Genomic DNA, 17,588 nt, shown 5'->3' on the forward strand with positions numbered 1-17,588 from the left:
TCGTTCCGAAGAGGAATCTACGTGCTCACCTTCGTCCTGTTGGCCGCTGGCTTGGTTGCGCTGGTACTCGGCGCCGAGCTGCTCGTGCGTGGGGCCTCCCGGCTCGCCCTGTCGCTCGGGATCTCGCCGCTCGTGGTCGGCTTGACCATCGTGGCGGTCGGTACCAGCTCACCCGAGGTCGCCGTCTCCGTGGGTGCGGCGGTGGGGGGCCAGACCGACATCGCGGTGGGCAACGTGGTCGGCAGCAACATCTTCAACGTCCTGCTGATCCTCGGCCTTTCTGCGCTGATCATCCCACTGGCGGTGAACGCGCAGATCGTGCGGCAGGAGGTGCCGATCATGATCGGGGCGTCGCTGCTGTTGCTGACCTTCGGACTCGACGGCCGCGTCGGCCGGGTGGAGGCCGGGACGTTGCTCGCATTGCTGGTGGCCTACGTCGGATTTCTCATCGTGCAGTCGCGGCGCGAGCAGCAGGCGGGCGCCGATGCAGCGGCCGCGACCGGCGCGATGCCCGTCGACAAGCCGGCCACGCGCAATGTTCCCCTGCAGCTGCTGTGGATCTGCGCAGGTCTCGGGCTGCTGGTGCTGGGTTCGAACCTCCTGGTCGATGCGTCGATCGCGCTGGCTAGCGCGATCGGCGTCAGCGACGTGGTGATCGGCCTGACGATCGTCGCGGCGGGCACCTCCATGCCCGAAGTCGCGACGTCGATCATGGCCGCCCTGCGCGGGGAGCGCGACATCGCGATCGGAAACGTCGTCGGCAGCAACATCTTCAACATACTCGGCTGCCTGGGTCTCGCCGGGGTGGTGTCGTCCGCGGGACTGCCGCTGGCGCCCTCGTTGCTGAATTTCGATCTCTGGGTGATGCTTGCGGTGGCGTTCGCCTGTCTGCCGGTATTCCTCACCGGACGCACCATCGCCCGGTGGGAAGGCGCGATATTCGTCTTTTATTATGTGGCCTACGTGGCCTATCTGATCCTCGCCGCGCAGCAGCACGATGCGCTCGAGGCGTTCAGCGGCGTGATGCTCGGCTTCGTGGTGCCGATCACCGTGATCACGTTGGTGGTCGCGGTGTCCAGGCCTGCCGCGCGGCCGGAGTAGCGCTCCCCCCTTCGGTGCGACGTTCGGCTCCGCCGGCGCCGGGCTGTCGCAACGCACGACCGGCCAAGGCCTTCTTCGCACGTCCGCGTCCATATGAGCTCGTTGGCGATACGCACGCCACCGGTATCGAACGTTGAACGAGGCCCAACAGCGCTGCCGTTCGTTCAGGAGAAGAGGGGCGATTTCATGCTGTCTTGCAAGGCCGGTGGTTAGCGTAGGGAACTCCCCCAACCCGGAGACCGCCGTGAACGCATTTCCAGATATCCGAATTCGCGCATCGTGCCTGGCCGCTTGTGTCGGCTTGGCGTTGCTGGCCGGCTGCAGCGAGCCGGAGCCCGTTCAGGATGCCGGCCTCGACGAGGCCCCGCCGGCGGCCGAACGCGAGGTCGCCGAACCCGGAGACAGCGCGGACGCCGACGACGCCGCCGTGGGGGCCGTGGTGATCGCGCCCATGCCGCCGCCACCCGCCGAGACGGACACGAACGAGATTCCGGTCGACGTCATCATGATCACCCCGGCGCCGCACCTTGGACAGGCGGTGACCGGCACCGTGGAGGTGGCCGAGGTCCCGTTCGATCGCGGCTTCTGGATCGAGAAGAACGGGCAGCGGATGTTCGCCATGATCGCGCAGTCGCCCAACATGGAGGACGAGGTGCATGTGGAGGCGGGCCAGACGCTTCGGCTGGCCGGCGTCGTCTACAGCAGCGAGTTGGCGTCCGACATCGCAGGCGAGGTCGAGCCGGGTGCGATGGAGGCGATCGCCGGCCAGCCGGCCTTCCTGCTCGTGGACGCCCGCAATATCTCGGTGATCGACGCCCCGGAGCGTTGAGTCGTTCCGCGGAACGTGCCCGGCCGGCGTGGGTGCCCGCTTGGCGCACCGTTCCCCATCGAACTCAACTCAGGAGTCCCAACATGACTATCAAACGATTCGCAAGCTGGAGTTCTGCCGTGATGCTGTGCGCATCGGCCGGCATCGCCGCCGCGCAAACGCACAAGGAGATCGAACCTGTCGTCCCGGTTGGACCGCCGGTCACTCCGGTGGCCGAGGTCCCGACCGGCCCGACCGTGCAACCCGTGGTTCCGGTGGAAAGCCTGCGCGGGGTAGACACGGTGACGCTGGATACGCCACGCGGCCCCGTGGTCGTGGTGTCGTGGCCGACCTCGGCCGGCCCCGCCGCGCTGAGCCCGGACAACAACATCGAGTTCGGGCGCGTGGATAGCAACGATGACGGCTACATCACGCGTCAGGAACTCACGGCCGCCGCGCCCGGCAGCGCCGCCGCCGGGCGGCTGGCCAATCGCTTCGAGGCGATGGACACCAACCGCGACGGCAGGCTCGATACCCAGGAGATTCTGGTCTGGGTGCATCGCTGAGGTCCATGGCGCGCTCGATGCGCGGTAGGCGCCTTTGGGCGGGTCACCCGCCAGGCGCCCGGAACGGCCACTCCAGCGTGGCCGTTTTTTTTGGCGAAGCGGCGCGCCGAGGCTTCCGCGTTCACCCGCACCGGTCGTTCCCCGCGGTGCCGGTGACCCCGGTCACTGGCACTTCGGGAAGGCAACCAGGATCGACCCGGTTTCCGCGACAATGGGCGTCTCCTGGGCCCTCTTTCACCGATCCTCATGCTCCCATTGCGCGTGACGCTGATGTCCCTGCTGCTTGCGGCCAATACCGTGCTGCACGTGGTGCCCTTGCTGGTGGTGGCGTTGGTCAAGGCGGCGTTGCCGCTCGATCGCCTGCGCAAGGCCAGCAATCCCATGCTCACCGGTCTGGCCGAAAGCTGGATCGGGGCGAACAGCTGGATGGTGGACCGCTTCAGCCGCGCGCACGTCCAGGTGCAGGAAGACGTGGCGCTGCAGCGCGATGGCCATTACCTGGTGCTGGCCAACCACCAGAGCTGGGTGGACATCGTGGTGCTGCAGAAGGTGTTCAACCGGCGCATTCCGCTGCTGCGGTTCTTCCTGAAACGGCAGTTGTTCTGGGTGCCGCTGCTGGGGCTGGCCTGGTGGGCGCTGGATTTCCCGTTCATGGGCCGGCACACCCCGAAGCAGATCGCGCGCCGCCCCGAGCTGGCCCGGCGGGACATCGAGGCCACCCGCCGCGCCTGCGAGAAGTTCCGCGAGATCCCGGTGGCGATCATGAATTTCGTCGAGGGCACCCGGTTCACGCCGGCCAAGCACGCGCGGCAAGGCGCGCCCTACCGGCACCTGCTCAAGCCGAAGTCGGGCGGTGCGGCGTTCGTGCTGGACGCGATGGGGCAGGGGCTGCACGCGATCCTCGACGTCACCATCGCCTATCCCGGCGGGCGGCCGTCGCTGGTGGACCTGATGGCCGACCGTGTCCCGGCGATCCGCGTGCACGTGCGCCAGCGCCCGATCCCCGCGGAGCTGCTGCACGGCGACTACCAGAACGACCGTGCCTTCCGGGTCCGCTTCCAGCAATGGATGAACGGGCTGTGGCAGGAGAAGGATGCGGACATGGCGCGGCTGCTGGGCGGCTGAGCGCCTTTCCGCGCACCGTCAGAACCTGAGCCGCACCCCGCCATTGACCACGAAACCGTCCGACGGCGCCCATGCGTCCACCGTCCATCGGCCATCGGGCGCGGGCCGGGGCAGGGTCATGGGGTGGTGCCGGGTCTGCCGGACGTCGAGGATGTTCTCGAGATTGAGGAACAGGCTGGCGCTGCCCAAGGTGATCTCGCCGAGGGCGCCGAGTTCGACGTACGAGCGGCCGGTCGGGCGGTAAGGGTTGCCGTCCAGGGTCTGACGGCCGGTGTAGTACGCCTCCAGCCCGAGGCGGCCGCGCCCGTGCCGTTCCCACATGGCGACCAGCCCGGCGGTGTGGCGCGGGGTCAGGGGCACGCGGCGGCGACCGGCCTCGGAGGGATCCGGCTCGGTCGCGTCGGTGTACACGTAGCTGCCGGTCAGCACGTAATCCCGCCAGCGGTAGCGCAACAGCAGTTCGCTGCCGCGGGTGCGGGTGGTGCCGGCGGCGTTGACCAGGCGCACGCGCTCGCTGCCATCGGCCGCCGTGATGGGCTCGAGCCGCACGGCGCCGTCGATGGCCGAGGCGAACAGGGTGACCCCGGTTTCCAGCCCGCCGACCGCATAGCCCAGGTCGAGAGAGCCCGTGGCGGCGGTCTCCGCCTCCAGCCCCGCCAGCGGTTCGAGCCGCGACAGCCCGGCCGCTTCGATCTCCTCCACGAACGGGGTGGGTGCGTGGAAGCCGCGGCCCATCGAGGCGCGGAACGTCCATCGACCAGGGCGGTAGAGCAGGGACACGCGGGGGCTGAAATGATGCCCGTATTCGCTGTGGCGGTCCCAGCGGGCGCTGCCGGCGAGGGTGAGCTGGTCGCCCAGCGCGTGCTCGGCCTGTGCGAACAGCGCCGGTACCGTGTAGCGGTAGTCGAACGCCCCGAAGGTGCGCGAGCGGAAATCGTCGGTCTGCACGGCGGCGCCGGCGAGCCAGGACGTGTCTCCGGCCCACGAGGCGTAGGCGGCCTCGGCGAACCCGGTCCGGTGGCGGTCGTTTTCGACCACCGGGCCGAACCGGTGCCGGTGATCGGTCGTCATCGCCGAGGCGCGCAGGTGCAAGGTGTCGCTGTCTGCCACCGGCAGCTCGACGACCGTGCCCGCATCCAGGCGCGTGGTGTCCTGCGTCAACGGGAACGGCCTGCCGTCCGGCATCCGCGCGCCGGCGAGCGTGCCGCCCGCGCGGTCCTCGGTCATCGCGCCGAAGGTCACCAGCGCCTTGCCCCCGTCGGGGGCGTTCCAGAACAGCCGCGGCCGCACCGTCCAGCGGTCGAAGCCCGGCATGTCGATCCAGCCATCCTGGTCGAGGTCCTGGCGGGCCTGGTCGTGGAAGCCGCCGACCAGCGAGTAGCTCCAGCGATCGCCCAGCGGCGAGGCGGCGTAGGCGGTGATGTCGTGCCCGTCGCGGCTGGTGGTGTTGAAGAGAAGTTCGGTCTGGCGGCGTTCGCCGGGGCGCCGTGAGATCAGGTTGATGACGCCACCCAGTGCCGAGGGGCCATACAGGGCCGAGGCCGCCCCCTTGATGATCTCCACCTGGCCCAGGTCGGTGGGCGGAATCTGCAGCAGTCCGATCGACGAGGCCTGCCCGCCGTACAGCGGCAGTCCGTCCGCCAGCAACTGCGTATAGCGCCCCCGCATGCCCTGCATGCGGATGTTCGCCGCGCCCAACGCGGGCGAGGTGACCTGCACCCGCACGCCGCCGGTCTCGGCGACCAGCATGGCGATGTTGCCGGGGGTCATCAGCAGCTTCTCCTCGATCTCCTCCTGCCCGATCACCTCGACCCGGATCGGCTCCTCGGAGATGCGGCGGCCCGAGCGCGTGGATTGAACGACGACGGCGTCCAGTTCGACCGCGTCGTGCTCATGCTCGTCGTGGCGGTCCTGGGCGACCGCCGCGGAGGGGGCGGCCGAGGCGGCGAGCAGGCAGGCGGCGATCGCCAGCGGCGGTCGGGGGCGGAGCGGGGCGAGTCGATGCAAGGGTGCGTTCCATGGAGCGTGTGGGGCCGCGGGCCGCGCATTGCGCGCCCGGAATTGTACCGGCCCGCGGCCATTCAACGGTTCGGCGAATGGAAGGTGGCGGGTTTGGTCGCGGCATCGCGACTTCATCCTGGAGACCGGTATTCACCTGACCGGTCCGCACCCACCCGCATCGGAGAATCAACATGCGTTTCCCTCGCTTTTCCCCCGCAGCCGCCCTGCTCGTGGGCGGACTCCTGCTGTCGACCAATGCCCTGGCCGGGTCCCACAAGGCCTGGTACATCGATGACATCCACGGCCATTTCGAATACGGCGACCTGTCGGCCGGCAACACCAAGCTGACCATCCCGAACAGCGCCTGCGGCCGGCGTTGGGAGCTGCCGTCCTACTATCGCTGGGTCGGCCACTACGCCGACACCCTTTTCTCTGCGGACCTGTATTCCACCGTCGAGATCTGGGTGCCCAAGGCGGGCTGCCCGCACGAGAACGAAATCGTGTTCCAGACCCAGGCGGGGCAGGTCTTCACCCCGGTGGAGGGGACGCACTACCTGGAGCTGTATTCCAACTACGGCAGCAAATGGATCGGCGCCGATGGCAAGCACCTCTCGTGCCTGCCCGGTTGCGTTCCCCTTGGCGGCTGGAAGTACAAGGCCAACGCCCATTCGTGGGGCAACGTCGAGGCCTTGCTGTTGGACATCAGGCAGGCGTTGCCCGGTGGGGACGCGAGACGCATCGATGCGATGCTGGCCGAAGCCGAACAGCGCCTGCCCGCGTTGATCGAGCAGATCGGGGGCCGCATCCAGGAGCGGCGGCGAACCGATCTGGATGGGTTCGAGCGCACCATCGCCGACCTGGAGGACGCCGCGGGCAGGAGCCTGCAGCTGAGCAGGAAGCACTTGCTCGACTGCCGGGGCAACGTGGCGACCCGCTCGTCGCACGAGGCTTACGTCGACTGCAGCCAGGCACTGGATGCGCTCGAGCGTGCCGATGCGCTGTTCGGCCTCGCCGAGAGCGAGTGGTCCGATCTCTAGCCCGATCCGCTGCCGCGCTCGTTTTGCGGAGCGCGGCAGCTCGCCGGCGCGTACGCTATCGCTGGTCCAGCTCGTAGTGGATCAGGCTCACGCATTGCGACGCGAACAGCATCGTGGATCCCAGCGCGATCCTTTTCGCGCCCAGGCGCTCGAGGCTGTGGAAGGTCTTCTTCGGCATCGGGATGTGGTCGGTGAGCAGGAAGCACGGGTTGCCGGCGAACGCCTGCTCGCGGATCGCTGCGCCTTTACGGTCCATGACGAACAACTGGTGATCCTCGGCCAGCGCCTGCACCAGCCGCTCGAAGCTGGTGGTGCGCACCGCCACGCCCGGTTCCACCGGCCGGGTTTCGTCCTTGCCCATGCCCCTGGACGCATCCAGCGCGTTGGCGATCCTGCCCAGCAGCGCCCTTTCGTCGAAGCCGCCGATGCCCTGCATGGCGTTGGCGTCGAAGCTGATGGTGCGGGAAAAGTCCCGGGTGCTTTCCAGCACCAGGTGGACGGCGACGTCCGGGCGATGCGACTGGGCCACGAAAATCGCGTTCATCAGGGCGTGCGCGAGGATCTCGGGATGCGCCTGCTTGCCCACCGACGCCAGCAGGGCCTGGCTGTCGGTGGGGGCGGCGCGCGCTCTGAGGACGAAGGTTCGCATGGGTGTCCTGGGGGCTGGGCGGTGCACGCCACGGAACGTGCGCGCCCATTCTCCCTGCAAACCGGGGCCGGGGTCGACGCGTCGCGGCTCCTGCCTAGCGAGGGTCCGCGTGCCCGCCGTGCCGTTCGGCCAGGCGCCCGATGAGCCAGACGAACGGTTCGACCTGGCCACTCAGCACGCAGCCGCCCTGGATGACGCTTTCGAGCAGGCCCTGGGCGTCGGACGCACACAGCGCGGAGATCGCGCGGTCGTCGGCGAGCAGCAGCGAGCAGGCCGGCGTGCGGGGGTTGGCCTGGGCCGGTGCGACGTTCCGGCCATCGATCCGCATCGTGACCGGGGCTTCGCCGTCAGGGAGCCCGATCGAGACCGCCAGGCTCGGCAACGGGCCGGCCAACGATGCCGGTGCGGCCCGGAGGGAATCGCCGAAGGCCCCGGCCCAGGCCTCGAGGCCGGCGCGCCGCGGGTGGGGGCCGGGGGTGGCAGCCGCACCCATTCCCGTGGGTCCGTCCTGGGCCCCGGGGCCGTCGGCGGGCCCATCCGGGCGGTTCGCCTGCGACCCGCTGGCGCCGGCCGCGCGACCGAGCCGGGCCCGTCGCGACGGGCCGGCTTCCCGCTCCACTTCGATCTCCACTTCGCTCAGCGCCTGGAGCGTTCTGTCGACGTCGTCGCGCGTGTGCGAGGCCGAGCAGATGAACCGCAGGCGGCCGCGCCCGCGCTCGACGATCGGATACGTCACGGGCGTGGTGTGGATGCCGCGCGCATGCAGGCCGCGCGCGATCGCATACAGCGTGTCGCTGTCGGAGAAATGCGGGGTGACGATGGGGCCATCGCCGGTGCCCAGGTCGTAACCGGCTTCCGAGAAGCGCTGCCGCATGTAGCCGGTGGTGTCCCAGAGCCGCTCCCGGAGCGCCTCGTCCGTGCGCAGCCGGCGCAGGGCGGCGAGCGCGGCGGCGATGTCGGCAGGCGTGATGGTGGCCTGGAACACATAGGCCCTGGCGGAGGTCTTGAGCAGGGCGACGTGCTCCTCGCTGGCGGCGATCGCGCCCCCCAGGCTGCCGAGCGCCTTGCTGAGGGTGGTCATGATGAAATCGACCTGCTCGGTGACGCCCTGGGCCGCGCAGATGCCGGCGCCGCGGGGGCCGTAGAAGCCGAACGAGTGCGCCTCGTCCACCAGCACGAGCGCGCCGTGGCGTTTGGCCACCTGTACGATCTCGCGCACCGGCGCGGTTCCTTCGCCCATGCTGTAGACGCCTTCGAGCACCACCAGGGTCGTCCGGTAGGGCGAGGCTTCCGCCTCCAGCACCGCTTGCAGGTCGGCCGCGTCGTTGTGCTTGAAGGTCCTGATCGTCGCGCCGCTCAGGCGGGCCCCGTCGACGATGGAGGCGTGGCAGAGCTGATCCATCACCACCGCGTCCTTGTCGCCCAGCAGGCCGGCGATCACGCCCAGGTTGGCGGTGAATCCCGTGGAGAACAGGCAACCGGCCGGCTTGCCCACCAGTTCGGCGAATTCCTTCTCGAAGTCCAGGTGCAGATCGGTCATGCCGGATGCGGTCGGCGAGGTGCCCATGCCGGTGCCGAAACGCTCCAGCGCGGACCGGGCCTGGGCGATGACGTCGCCGTCGCGGTTCAGGCCCAGGTACAGGTTGGTGCTCCAGATGATGGCCTCTTGCGCTTCCCCGGTATGCACGTCGGCGACCGTGCCCCGGTGCCCGCTGCCGGTGCGGACCAGCTTGCTGTACGGCTCGTGTCCCGAGCGTGCCAGCAGGCCCTTGAGTTCGCGGATGAGCATGCCCTTGTCGGTCGCGGACCACGCCGGCGCCCGGGCCGCCAGGAACGGCGGATGGCCGGACTGGAGCTGCGCCTGGAAGCGGCCCAGCGGATCCGCGGCGCCGGCGCTCGCAGGCGCGCGCGAGCGGTCCGTGGGGCCGCTTCCCAGGACCTCGAACAGATGCTCGGCCACGGCGGCGGGGGTGGGGTGCTCGACCAGCGTCGATGCGGGCAGCTTCAGGCCCAGCACCGTGGAAAGCCGATGGCTCAGCTCCACCGAGTCCAGCGAGTCGAGGCCGAGCGCTTCCAGTGCCTGCCGCGGCGGAACCCGTTCAGGATCGCCAAGGCGAAGGAAGCGGGCGATTTCGCGCCGGACGACCGACAGCAGGGCGGCATGCCGCTCGTCCTTCGGCAGGCCGGCCAGGCGGTGCGCCAGGCCCACGGCATCGCCGGCGGCCACCGGGTCGGCATGCGCGCCGGGCGGACCGGACGCATCGGGGCCGCACCCCGGCTCCGGCCGCGGGAGCCGCTTGCGGTCGAGCTTGCCGTTGGGCAGGCGGGGCAGCTCGGCGAGCCGCATCACCAGCTGCGGGACCATGTACTTCGGCAGCCGCTCCGCCAGGTAGGCGCGCGACGCCTCGTTCGTCGCCGCCGCGTCGCGGCCGACCACGTACCCGACGAGCAGGGGCTTGCCGTCTGCGTCGACGAGCGCCGCCGCTGCGCCGTCCACGCCCGGCATCGACTCCAGCGCCGACTCGATCTCCTCCAGCTCGACCCGGAAGCCGCGGAGCTTCACCTGCTGGTCGATCCGTCCCAGGAACTCGATCTCGCCCGCTTCGGTCCACCGGCATCGATCTCCGGTCCGGTACAGCCGTTCGCCCGCAGCCGGTCCGTTAGGCGCGCTGTCTTGCGGTGGGCTGGTCGGCCCGCTTGCCGGTCCGCGAGCATCCGCCGCGACGAACCGTTCCTTCGTGCGTGCCTCATCGTGGAGGTAGCCCCGCGCAAGCTGGTCTCCGCCAAGATGCAGCTCGCCCGCGACGCCCGCCGCTACCGGTTGCATGGCCTCGTCCAGGATGTACGCACGCGCACGTCCCACCGGCTTGCCGATCGTGATAGTCCGCACCCCTGCGGGCACCTCGGTGGCCGTGCAGTAGACCGTGTTCTCGGTCGGCCCGTACACGTTGAGCACGCGCGGCCGCTGCGGCAGGGCGTGCAGTTGCTCCACCAGCGGGCGTTTCAGCACGTCGCCCCCGAGTACGACGCAGCGCACGCCTTCCGGCAGCCCGCCGGCCGCCAGCAGCGCCTGCATCGACGACGGCACCATGATGGTGGTGCGTACGCGGTCCGCCGCCGGCAGTTCCGGCAGCGCCAATGCGTGCGCCGCCAGCACCACGGTGCCGCCGAGCGACAAGGTGCCGAGGATCTCCATCACCGAGGTGTCGAAGCAGATGGAGGCGGCGGCGAGCACGCCGGCGAGTTCCTCGTCGCCCAGCAGCTCGCGCATCGACCGGGTCATCGCGACGACGCTTCGATGCTCGACGGCCACGCCTTTCGGGCGTCCGGTCGAGCCGGACGTGTAGATGACATAGGCCAGGTCGCCCGCCGAAGGCCGGGCGGCCGCGTCCGGCAAGCGCTCTCCCACTGCGTCGAGCCGTACCAGCTCGGCCGCCCCGGCGCAGAGCTCGGCGGCCTTCGCGCCATCGACGACGACGGCCGCGGCCCGGGCGTGCTCCAGCATGTAGCGCACCCGTTCCCGCGGATACTCCGGATCCAGCGGCACGTACGCACACCCCGCGCGCAGGACGCCGAGCAGCGTCGCCGCCAGTTCCCACGAGCGCCCCAGGCAGACGCCGACCAGCGCCCCGGGCCGCACGCCCCGCGCGGCGAGTTCGCCCGCGATCGCGTTCGCCCGCGCGGTCAGGCGCGTGTAGTCGATCTGCGCAGGTCCATCGACGATGGCGGTGCGTTGCGGATACGCCTGCGCCCGTTGCTCGACGAGTTCCCAGATCGTGTCCGTGCGGTCGTACGCCTGCGCGCCGGGGTTCCCCTCGGCGGGCACCCGATGCGCCGCGTTCCGGCCACGCGGGGAGGTCTCGTCGGCGGGTGCGTCACGTTTCGCGTCCTCCGCCATCCCATGTGTTCCAGGCCCCTGCATCGAACCACTCCTTGCGGAAAAACTCGGCCTGCAGTCTATGGGCCTGCGCCGCCCAAAGGGCATGGGGTGTGGAGCGGAATGTGACGGGGTCGGCAAGACCCGCTCTCAGGCCCGCCCATCGGTCGTGCCGCCATCGGCGAACACCGCCCGTTGCGCGGCGAACGCGCGCCGGTAGGCGGGCCGCGCTTCGCCGCGGGCGACGTAGGCGACCAGGTTGGGGAAGCCTTCCAGCACGCCGATGCCTTCGATGCGGCGGAGCACCATCACCATCATCAGGTCGCCGGCACTGAACGCACCGTCGAGCCAGTCGGCCTCGCCGAGGCGCGCGGACAGCTGAGCCAGCCGCGCGCGGATCCGCGCCTCGAGCAGGGGCAGCCGCTGCGCGTGCCAGGGCTGGTCGCCCTCCACGTACGGCGCCTGCTCGCGCTCGACGATCGGCGGTTCCACCGTGTTGAGCGCAGCGAACAGCCAGCCGATCGCGCGCGCGCGGGCGCTGGCATCCTCCGGCAGCAGGCCCTCATGGCGCTCGGCGAGGTGCAGCACGATCGCACCGGACTCGAACAGGGCGAGGTCCCCGGCTTCGTAGGTGGGGATCTGCCCGAAAGGGTGCCGCGCCAGATGCGCGGGCCGCTTCAGCCCGTCGAACGACACCGGACGCACGTCGTAGGGCTGGCCGACTTCCTCGAGCGCCCAGCGCACGCGCATGTCGCGCGCCAGGCCTCGGCCGCCGTCGGGCGAGCGTTCGAACACGGTGATGGTGGGAGTCATGGGTGCTCCTTCGGGGTGGAGGACGCGGCAGCGCGGCGCATCAGCCGCTGGATGTCTGCTGGAACAGCCGCACCGGAGGCTGCGAGATGCGGGCGATTTGCCATCCCGACGGATGGCGGGGCAGCGATTCGACGCGCGCCGCATGGCTGCCGGGAGGGAAACGGGTCGGCCAGCCGGTTCGCCCGATCCGGGGCCGGCTTCACGACCATCCATATGGATGGTGCTAGGATGGCCATAGACATCCAGGCTCCTTCCCATGCCCGAATTGCGCCCGCGTCCCGTCGCCGACAGCGAGAAGATCACCATCAACCTCGGGGTCGTCGACCTGGGCCAGATCGACCTGCTGGTGCAGGAAGGCTTCTATTCCAACCGCACCGACCTCATCCGCACCGCCATCCGCAACCAGCTGGCGTCGCATGGCGACGTCCTGCGGCACACGGTCGCGCGCCGCACCCTGGTGGTCGGGCTGCAGGATTACGGCCGCGCCGAACTCGAGGCCGCGCGCGACGTGGGTGAGCGTCTCCGGATCCAGGCGCTGGGCCTGGTGCGCATCGCCGACGACGTCACTCCGGAGCTTGCCCTGGAGGCGATCGAGTCGATCGCGGTGCTCGGCGTGCTCCAGGCAAGCCCCAAGGTCAAGGCCGCGCTGGCCGGCCGCCTCCTCTGATCACAGGTCCCCCATGAAACCCAGCGATCACACCATGCGCCAGGCGATGCGCCTGATGCGGACCGGCGACCTGCAGGCCGCGACGCGCACCCTCCAGCACGCCCTCGCCGGCAGCATCGACGCGCCGGCGGCGCCCGCTTCGCACGCCGGGCGCGGCGAGGCGCACGCCGGTGCCCCGGCCATCGACGGCGAGTTCCGCGTGATCGACGGCGGCAGGGCACCGCGCGCCGGCGCGGTTCCCGCATGGCCCGGGCACCGCGCCGCGGGCGGCGACGGCGGCCTGCCGCGGCATCGCTTCTCCTGCGATGCGGGCCAGCTGGAATACGGGCTGCACGTGCCCGCCGGGCTCGACGCTGCCGGCGCCCCCCTGCTGTTGATGCTGCATGGCTGCACGCAGACGCCCGAGGACTTCGCCCGCGGCACGCGCATGAACCAGCTGGCGGACGCGCACGGTTACGTCGTCGCCTGGCCCGCGCAGTCGGCCGAGCGCAATCCGAACCGGTGCTGGAACTGGTTCCGCGGCAGCGACCAGCAACGCGGCCGGGGCGAGCCGGCGATGCTGGCCGCGCTGACCCGCCACCTGGTCGCCGCCCACCGGCTCGACGCCGGACGCGTCTACGTCGCCGGCCTGTCCGCGGGCGGCGCCATGGCCGCGGTGCTCGCCAGCACCCATCCGGATGTCTACGCCGCCATCGGTGTGCACTCCGGCCTGCCGATCGGGCTGGCCAGCGACGTCCCCTCGGCGTTCGCGGCCATGCGCAAGGGCGGTGCACAGCGCCGGCCCCGGGCCGGGGCCGGCGCGGAGCCCGTGCCGGCGATCGTCTTCCACGGCGACAGCGATACCACCGTGCACCCGGGCAATGGACAGGGCGTGGTCGAACAGAGCCTCGGCGATGCCAGCGCGGTGCGCGACTCGGCCAGCACAGTCGAACGCCACGTCGAGCCGGGCGGGCGCAGCGCTACCCGCACCGTGCACCGCGCCGGCGACGGCCGAATCGCAGCCGAACACTGGGTGGTCCACGGCTCGGGGCACGCCTGGTCCGGCGGCGACGCTGCGGGCAGCTACACCGATCCGTGCGGGCCCGATGCCTCCGCGCAGATGCTGCGATTCTTCGCCGGTTGCAGCCGGAGGCGGGAGGCCGAGTAGCGCTCCCGCCGTGGCCCCGGCCGGCTAACCGCCGCGGTCCGGGCAGTCGCCGGGGTCACCCCCGCCGCGCCGCCTCGATCGCGGCGATGTCGATCTTGCGCATCTCCAGCATCGCGTCGAACGCGCGCTTGGCCGCCGCGCGGTCGGGGTCGGCGATGGCCTCGGTCAGCGCGCGCGGGGTGATCTGCCAGGAGATGCCCCACTTGTCCTTGCACCAGCCGCAGGCGCTCTCCTCGCCGCCGTTGCCGACGATCGCGTTCCACAGCCGGTCGGTCTCGGCCTGGTCGTCGGTGGCCACCTGGAAGGAGAACGCCTCGCTGTGCTTGAAGAGGGGACCGCCGTTGAGACCGATGCACGGGGTGCCCAGCACGGTGAACTCGACCGTCAGCAGGTCGCCCTGCTTGCCCGACGGGAAGTCGCCCGGGGCGTGATGGAGGGCCGTGACCGCGCTGTCCGGGAAGGTCTCGGCGTAGAACTTCGCGGCGTCCAGCGCGGTGCCGTCGAACCAGAGGCAGATGGTGTTCTTGCTGGTCATCTCGGTGTCTCCAGAAGTCGCTTGGGGTGTTCGCTGTGCGACGAACGGGGCCGGCGCGATTCGACACGCGCACCGCGCAAAGGAAGAGGAGCGATTGCGGCGGTTCAATCGGCTCCGTGCGGTTCCCGGGTCGCCTCGCGCACCACCGCGACGAACGCCTTCAGCGGCGCCGGCACGTGGCGGTAGCTGGCGTAGTAGAGGCACAGACCCGGGATCGCGGGGGTCCAGTCTTCCAGCAGCAGCCGCAGCGCGCCCGAGTCCAGGGCCTGCCGGGCGAACGGCTCCGGGACGTAGGCGACGCCGAGGCCCGCGGACGCCGCCTCCACCATCAGCCCGCTGTCGTCCAGGCACAGGGCGCCCGGCACGTCGAGCGCGATCTCGCGGTTGCCCTTTTCGAGCTCCCAGCGATAGCGCTTGCCGCTGGGGAGACGCTGGCGGATGCAGCGATGCGACATCAGCTCGGCCGGCGTGGACGGCGCGCCGGCGACCGCGAGATACCCCGGCGACGCCACCGCGACGAAACGCGTGTCGCCGCCGAAATGCACCGCCACCATGTCCTTCGGCACCGCTTCGGCCAGGCGCACGCCGGCGTCGAAACCCTCGGCGACGATGTCCACCAGCCGCCCGTCGGTCACCAGGTCCACGGCGACGCGCGGGTGGCGCTGCAGGAATACGGGGATCGCGTGCATCAGCAACCAGCGCGCGCCGCCCTGGTTGGCGTTGATGCGCAGCGTGCCGACCAGTTCGTCTTCGCCGTGGCTGACGGTATCCAGCAGATCGTCCAGCTCCTGCAGCAGCGGGGCCAGGCGCTGCAACAGCTGCTCGCCGGCCTCGGTCGGGGCCACGCTGCGGGTGGTCCGGTGCAGCAGGCGCACGCCGAGGCGGCGTTCGAGGGCCTTCACTGCATGGCTGAGCGACGAGCGCGACACCCCGAGCGCGTCGGCCGCCCGTTGGAAGCCGCGGTGCCGCGCTACGTGGGCGAACGCGCCGAGTTCGGAGAGGCTGGCATCGGTCATTGGTGAGTTTTTCTCACGAGCTTGTTTATATTGGTGCGTCTTATCATACGCATGGCGCGCGCCTACCGTGGATTCGAACCCACAGGAGACACCCCAATGAAGACCTGGTTGATTACCGGCGCGTCCTCCGGCCTCGGGCTGGTCATGACCGAGAAACTGCTGCAGCGGGGCGATCGGGTGGTCGCCTGCGGTCGGCGCGCGGCGCCATTCGAATCGCTGGCGGCGACGCCAGGCGACAGGCTGCGCTGCGCGATCTTCGACATGACCGACACCGCGGCGCTGCGGCGCGAAGTGGATGCGGCCTTCGAGGCCTTCGGCCGCATCGATACGGTGGTCAGCAACGCAGGCTACGGCCTGTTCGGTGCCGCCGAGGAGGTGGCCGACGCGCAGATCGAGCGCCAGATCGCCACCAACCTGGTCGCGTCGATCCAGTTGGTGCGGGCGGCGTTGCCGCATCTGCGGGCGCAGGGTGGCGGCAGGCTCCTGCAGGTGTCGTCGGAGGGCGGCCAGGTGGCCTATCCCGCCTTCAGCCTCTACCACGCGACCAAGTGGGGAATCGAGGGCTTCCTCGAGGCGGTGGCGCTGGAGGTCGCGCCGTTCGCGATCGACGTGGTGATCGCCGAGCCGGGGCCGACCGCGACCGGGTTCGCCGAAGGGCTGGATCGCGCCGCCCCGCTCGAGGTCTACGACCAGACGCCGGCGGGCGAGGTGCGCCGCGCGCTGGCGAGCGGCGGGTTCGAGGTCAGGGGCGATCCCGAGCGTACCGTCGACGCGATGATCCAGGTGGCGGACGCGCCGCACCCGCGGCGTCGGATCGCACTGGGCAGTACCGCGTTCGAGAACATCCATCGTGCGCTGAGCGCGCGGCTGGACGAGCTGACGGAGCAGAAGGCGCTGACGCTTTCGGCGGACCGGGGTTGACCTGGCGCCGCCCGGGCCGACATGGGATGGCCGGCCATCGGGTAGAGTCGGACTGGCCGGGCGGGGCGATCCGCCCGGCGTCCCTGTGGCGAGCCGGGCGACTGCCGGCCTGGCCCATCGTTGCTCATCGAGCGGACCGGGCCGGCGTGTACAGACCGGCCACCGCGACGACAAGAGGAGGCGTCGCATGCGTTCCAGACCCTTCGGCCGTACCGGCCGAGACGTCGGCGAGATCGGATTCGGGGCCTGGGCCATCGGCGCGGCCTGGGGCAGGGTGGACGACGGCGAATCCGTCGCCGCGCTGCACGCGGCGCTCGATGCCGGACTCGACTTCATCGACACCGCCGACGTCTACGGCGACGGGCACTCCGAGCGCCTGATCGCGCGGGTGCTGAAGGAACGCGGCGGCGAGCGCCCTTTCGTCGCCACCAAGGCGGGCCGGCGCCTGCCGGTGCAGACGGTCGAGGGCTACAGCGCGAACAACCTGGAAGCCTGGATCGAGCGCAGCCTGCGCAACCTCGGCACCGACCGCCTCGATCTGGTGCAGCTGCACTGCCCGCCGACCGAGGCCTACTACCACCCGGAGGTGTTCGAGCGGATGGAGCGCCTGACCGGGCAGGGCAAGCTGCGCCACTACGGCGTGAGCGTGGAGCGCGTGGAAGAGGCGCTGAAGGCGATCGAGTACCCGGGCGTGGCCAGCGTGCAGATCGTCTACAACCTGTTCCGCCAGCGCCCCGCGGAGCTGTTCTTCCGCCAGGCCGAGCGCCGCGGCGTGGCGGTGATCGTCCGCGTGCCGCTGGCCAGCGGCCTGCTCACCGGCAAGTTCGGGCCCGACACCCGCTTCGAGGCCGACGACCACCGCCGGTTCAACCGCCACGGCGAAGCCTTCGACGTCGGCGAGACCTTCGCGGGCGTGCCGTACGAAACCGGCCTGGCGGCGGTGGAAAAGCTGCGCCCGCTGGTGCCCGAAGGCGCGACCATGGCGCAGCTGGCGCTGCGCTGGATCCTGATGGACGAGGCGGTGAGCGTGGTGATTCCGGGGGCGCGCACCCCGGCGCAGGCGCTGGGCAACCTCGCCGCGGCGGACCTGCCGGCGCTGCCGGCGGCGACGCTGGAGGCGATCGCGCGGATCTACGAACAGGACATCCGGCCCCACGTCCACCAGCGCTGGTGAGGGTGGTTGTCGCCGGGTTTCGGCCTTCGCCGAGCCAGCGGCGCCCGAGGCGCCTAGCAGAGAGCACGATCCAGATGCGATCCGAATCCGACCAGTGGAAGCATGGCATGGAAGACCCGATGCGGAAGTCCCCGCTGTGAACCCGCCGGGC

Annotated in this window: 15 protein-coding genes; 9 read left to right on the plus strand and 6 right to left on the minus strand. The window is 70.7% G+C overall.

Annotated elements, in window-relative coordinates:
* Positions 1-21 precede the first annotated feature (21 nt).
* The 4 genes from QFW77_RS11415 to yihG all read left to right on the plus strand — a co-directional run bounded on the left by QFW77_RS11415 (position 22) and on the right by yihG (position 3,600).
* Positions 22-1,101 carry a calcium/sodium antiporter gene (locus QFW77_RS11415; RefSeq protein WP_280574826.1) on the plus strand — a complete coding sequence of 360 codons (1,080 nt, stop codon included), beginning with the start codon at positions 22-24 and terminating at the stop codon, positions 1,099-1,101.
* A gap of 301 nt (positions 1,102-1,402) precedes the next feature.
* Positions 1,403-1,930: a hypothetical protein gene (locus tag QFW77_RS11420; RefSeq protein WP_280574827.1), complete on the plus strand. Its 528-nt coding sequence runs from the start codon at positions 1,403-1,405 to the stop codon at positions 1,928-1,930.
* An 83-nt stretch (positions 1,931-2,013) separates the two neighbouring features.
* Entirely contained in the window at positions 2,014-2,475 is a 462-nt protein-coding gene (locus QFW77_RS11425) for an EF-hand domain-containing protein (RefSeq protein ID WP_280574828.1), read from the plus strand.
* A gap of 246 nt (positions 2,476-2,721) precedes the next feature.
* Positions 2,722-3,600, plus strand: coding sequence for a 1-acylglycerol-3-phosphate O-acyltransferase, YihG family (yihG, locus tag QFW77_RS11430; protein WP_280574829.1), 879 nt, complete (start codon positions 2,722-2,724; stop codon positions 3,598-3,600).
* A gap of 18 nt (positions 3,601-3,618) precedes the next feature.
* On the opposite strand, the gene QFW77_RS11435 is transcribed toward yihG, so the two are convergent.
* Positions 3,619-5,607 (minus strand): TonB-dependent receptor plug domain-containing protein, encoded by a 1,989-nt coding sequence (locus tag QFW77_RS11435; RefSeq protein ID WP_280574830.1) that lies wholly within the window; start codon positions 5,605-5,607, stop codon positions 3,619-3,621.
* A 185-nt stretch (positions 5,608-5,792) separates the two neighbouring features.
* Here QFW77_RS11435 and QFW77_RS11440 point away from each other — a divergent pair, with 185 nt between their 5' ends.
* Complete coding sequence (locus QFW77_RS11440) at positions 5,793-6,638, plus strand: hypothetical protein (protein WP_280574831.1); 846 nt, start codon at positions 5,793-5,795, stop codon at positions 6,636-6,638.
* Positions 6,639-6,693: 55 nt separating this feature from the next.
* On the opposite strand, the gene trmY is transcribed toward QFW77_RS11440, so the two are convergent.
* From trmY to QFW77_RS11455, 3 genes are all read right to left on the minus strand, one after another.
* Positions 6,694-7,287: a tRNA (pseudouridine(54)-N(1))-methyltransferase TrmY gene (gene trmY, locus QFW77_RS11445; RefSeq protein ID WP_280574832.1), complete on the minus strand. Its 594-nt coding sequence runs from the start codon at positions 7,285-7,287 to the stop codon at positions 6,694-6,696.
* A gap of 94 nt (positions 7,288-7,381) precedes the next feature.
* Positions 7,382-11,185, minus strand: coding sequence for an amino acid adenylation domain-containing protein (locus tag QFW77_RS11450; RefSeq protein WP_280574833.1), 3,804 nt, complete (start codon positions 11,183-11,185; stop codon positions 7,382-7,384).
* 129 nt (positions 11,186-11,314) lie between these two features.
* Entirely contained in the window at positions 11,315-11,977 is a 663-nt protein-coding gene (locus QFW77_RS11455; protein ID WP_280574835.1) for a glutathione S-transferase family protein, read from the minus strand.
* A 256-nt stretch (positions 11,978-12,233) separates the two neighbouring features.
* On the opposite strand from QFW77_RS11455, the gene QFW77_RS11460 reads away from it, so the two are divergent.
* Positions 12,234-12,644 (plus strand): ribbon-helix-helix domain-containing protein, encoded by a 411-nt coding sequence (locus tag QFW77_RS11460; RefSeq protein WP_280574837.1) that lies wholly within the window; start codon positions 12,234-12,236, stop codon positions 12,642-12,644.
* Between the two features lie 13 nt (positions 12,645-12,657).
* Positions 12,658-13,791, plus strand: coding sequence for an extracellular catalytic domain type 1 short-chain-length polyhydroxyalkanoate depolymerase (locus QFW77_RS11465; RefSeq protein WP_280574838.1), 1,134 nt, complete (start codon positions 12,658-12,660; stop codon positions 13,789-13,791).
* A 55-nt stretch (positions 13,792-13,846) separates the two neighbouring features.
* Here the strand turns inward: QFW77_RS11465 and QFW77_RS11470 are convergent, their stop codons facing one another.
* Complete coding sequence (locus tag QFW77_RS11470) at positions 13,847-14,326, minus strand: VOC family protein (protein ID WP_280574840.1); 480 nt, start codon at positions 14,324-14,326, stop codon at positions 13,847-13,849.
* Positions 14,327-14,430: 104 nt separating this feature from the next.
* Positions 14,431-15,342, minus strand: a complete 912-nt coding sequence (locus QFW77_RS11475) for a LysR family transcriptional regulator (protein WP_280574841.1) — start codon at positions 15,340-15,342, stop codon at positions 14,431-14,433.
* Between the two features lie 96 nt (positions 15,343-15,438).
* Between QFW77_RS11475 and QFW77_RS11480 the strand changes: the two genes are divergently transcribed.
* Together QFW77_RS11480 and QFW77_RS11485 are read left to right on the plus strand one after the other, a co-directional pair.
* On the plus strand, positions 15,439-16,263 hold the full coding sequence (locus tag QFW77_RS11480; protein WP_280574842.1) for an SDR family oxidoreductase: 825 nt from the start codon (positions 15,439-15,441) through the stop codon (positions 16,261-16,263).
* 187 nt (positions 16,264-16,450) lie between these two features.
* Entirely contained in the window at positions 16,451-17,437 is a 987-nt protein-coding gene (locus QFW77_RS11485) for an aldo/keto reductase (RefSeq protein ID WP_280574843.1), read from the plus strand.
* The last annotated feature ends 151 nt before the right edge of the window (positions 17,438-17,588 follow it).

The sequence above is a fragment of the Luteimonas endophytica genome (assembly GCF_029887875.1).
Lineage (GTDB): Bacteria > Pseudomonadota > Gammaproteobacteria > Xanthomonadales > Xanthomonadaceae > Luteimonas > Luteimonas endophytica.

Bases quoted from the DNA above. Each gene is read 5' to 3' on its own strand.
- QFW77_RS11425 (WP_280574828.1), top strand. From the start codon at position 2,014: ATGACTATCAAACGATTCGCAAGCTGGAGTTCTGCCGTGATGCTGTGC.
- yihG (WP_280574829.1), top strand. From the start codon at position 2,722: ATGCTCCCATTGCGCGTGACGCTGATGTCCCTGCTGCTTGCGGCCAAT.
- QFW77_RS11440 (WP_280574831.1), top strand. From the start codon at position 5,793: ATGCGTTTCCCTCGCTTTTCCCCCGCAGCCGCCCTGCTCGTGGGCGGA.
- trmY (WP_280574832.1), bottom strand. From the start codon at position 7,287: ATGCGAACCTTCGTCCTCAGAGCGCGCGCCGCCCCCACCGACAGCCAG.
- QFW77_RS11450 (WP_280574833.1), bottom strand. From the start codon at position 11,185: ATGGCGGAGGACGCGAAACGTGACGCACCCGCCGACGAGACCTCCCCG.
- QFW77_RS11455 (WP_280574835.1), bottom strand. From the start codon at position 11,977: ATGACTCCCACCATCACCGTGTTCGAACGCTCGCCCGACGGCGGCCGA.
- QFW77_RS11460 (WP_280574837.1), top strand. From the start codon at position 12,234: ATGCCCGAATTGCGCCCGCGTCCCGTCGCCGACAGCGAGAAGATCACC.
- QFW77_RS11465 (WP_280574838.1), top strand. From the start codon at position 12,658: ATGAAACCCAGCGATCACACCATGCGCCAGGCGATGCGCCTGATGCGG.
- QFW77_RS11470 (WP_280574840.1), bottom strand. From the start codon at position 14,326: ATGACCAGCAAGAACACCATCTGCCTCTGGTTCGACGGCACCGCGCTG.
- QFW77_RS11475 (WP_280574841.1), bottom strand. From the start codon at position 15,342: ATGACCGATGCCAGCCTCTCCGAACTCGGCGCGTTCGCCCACGTAGCG.
- QFW77_RS11480 (WP_280574842.1), top strand. From the start codon at position 15,439: ATGAAGACCTGGTTGATTACCGGCGCGTCCTCCGGCCTCGGGCTGGTC.
- QFW77_RS11485 (WP_280574843.1), top strand. From the start codon at position 16,451: ATGCGTTCCAGACCCTTCGGCCGTACCGGCCGAGACGTCGGCGAGATC.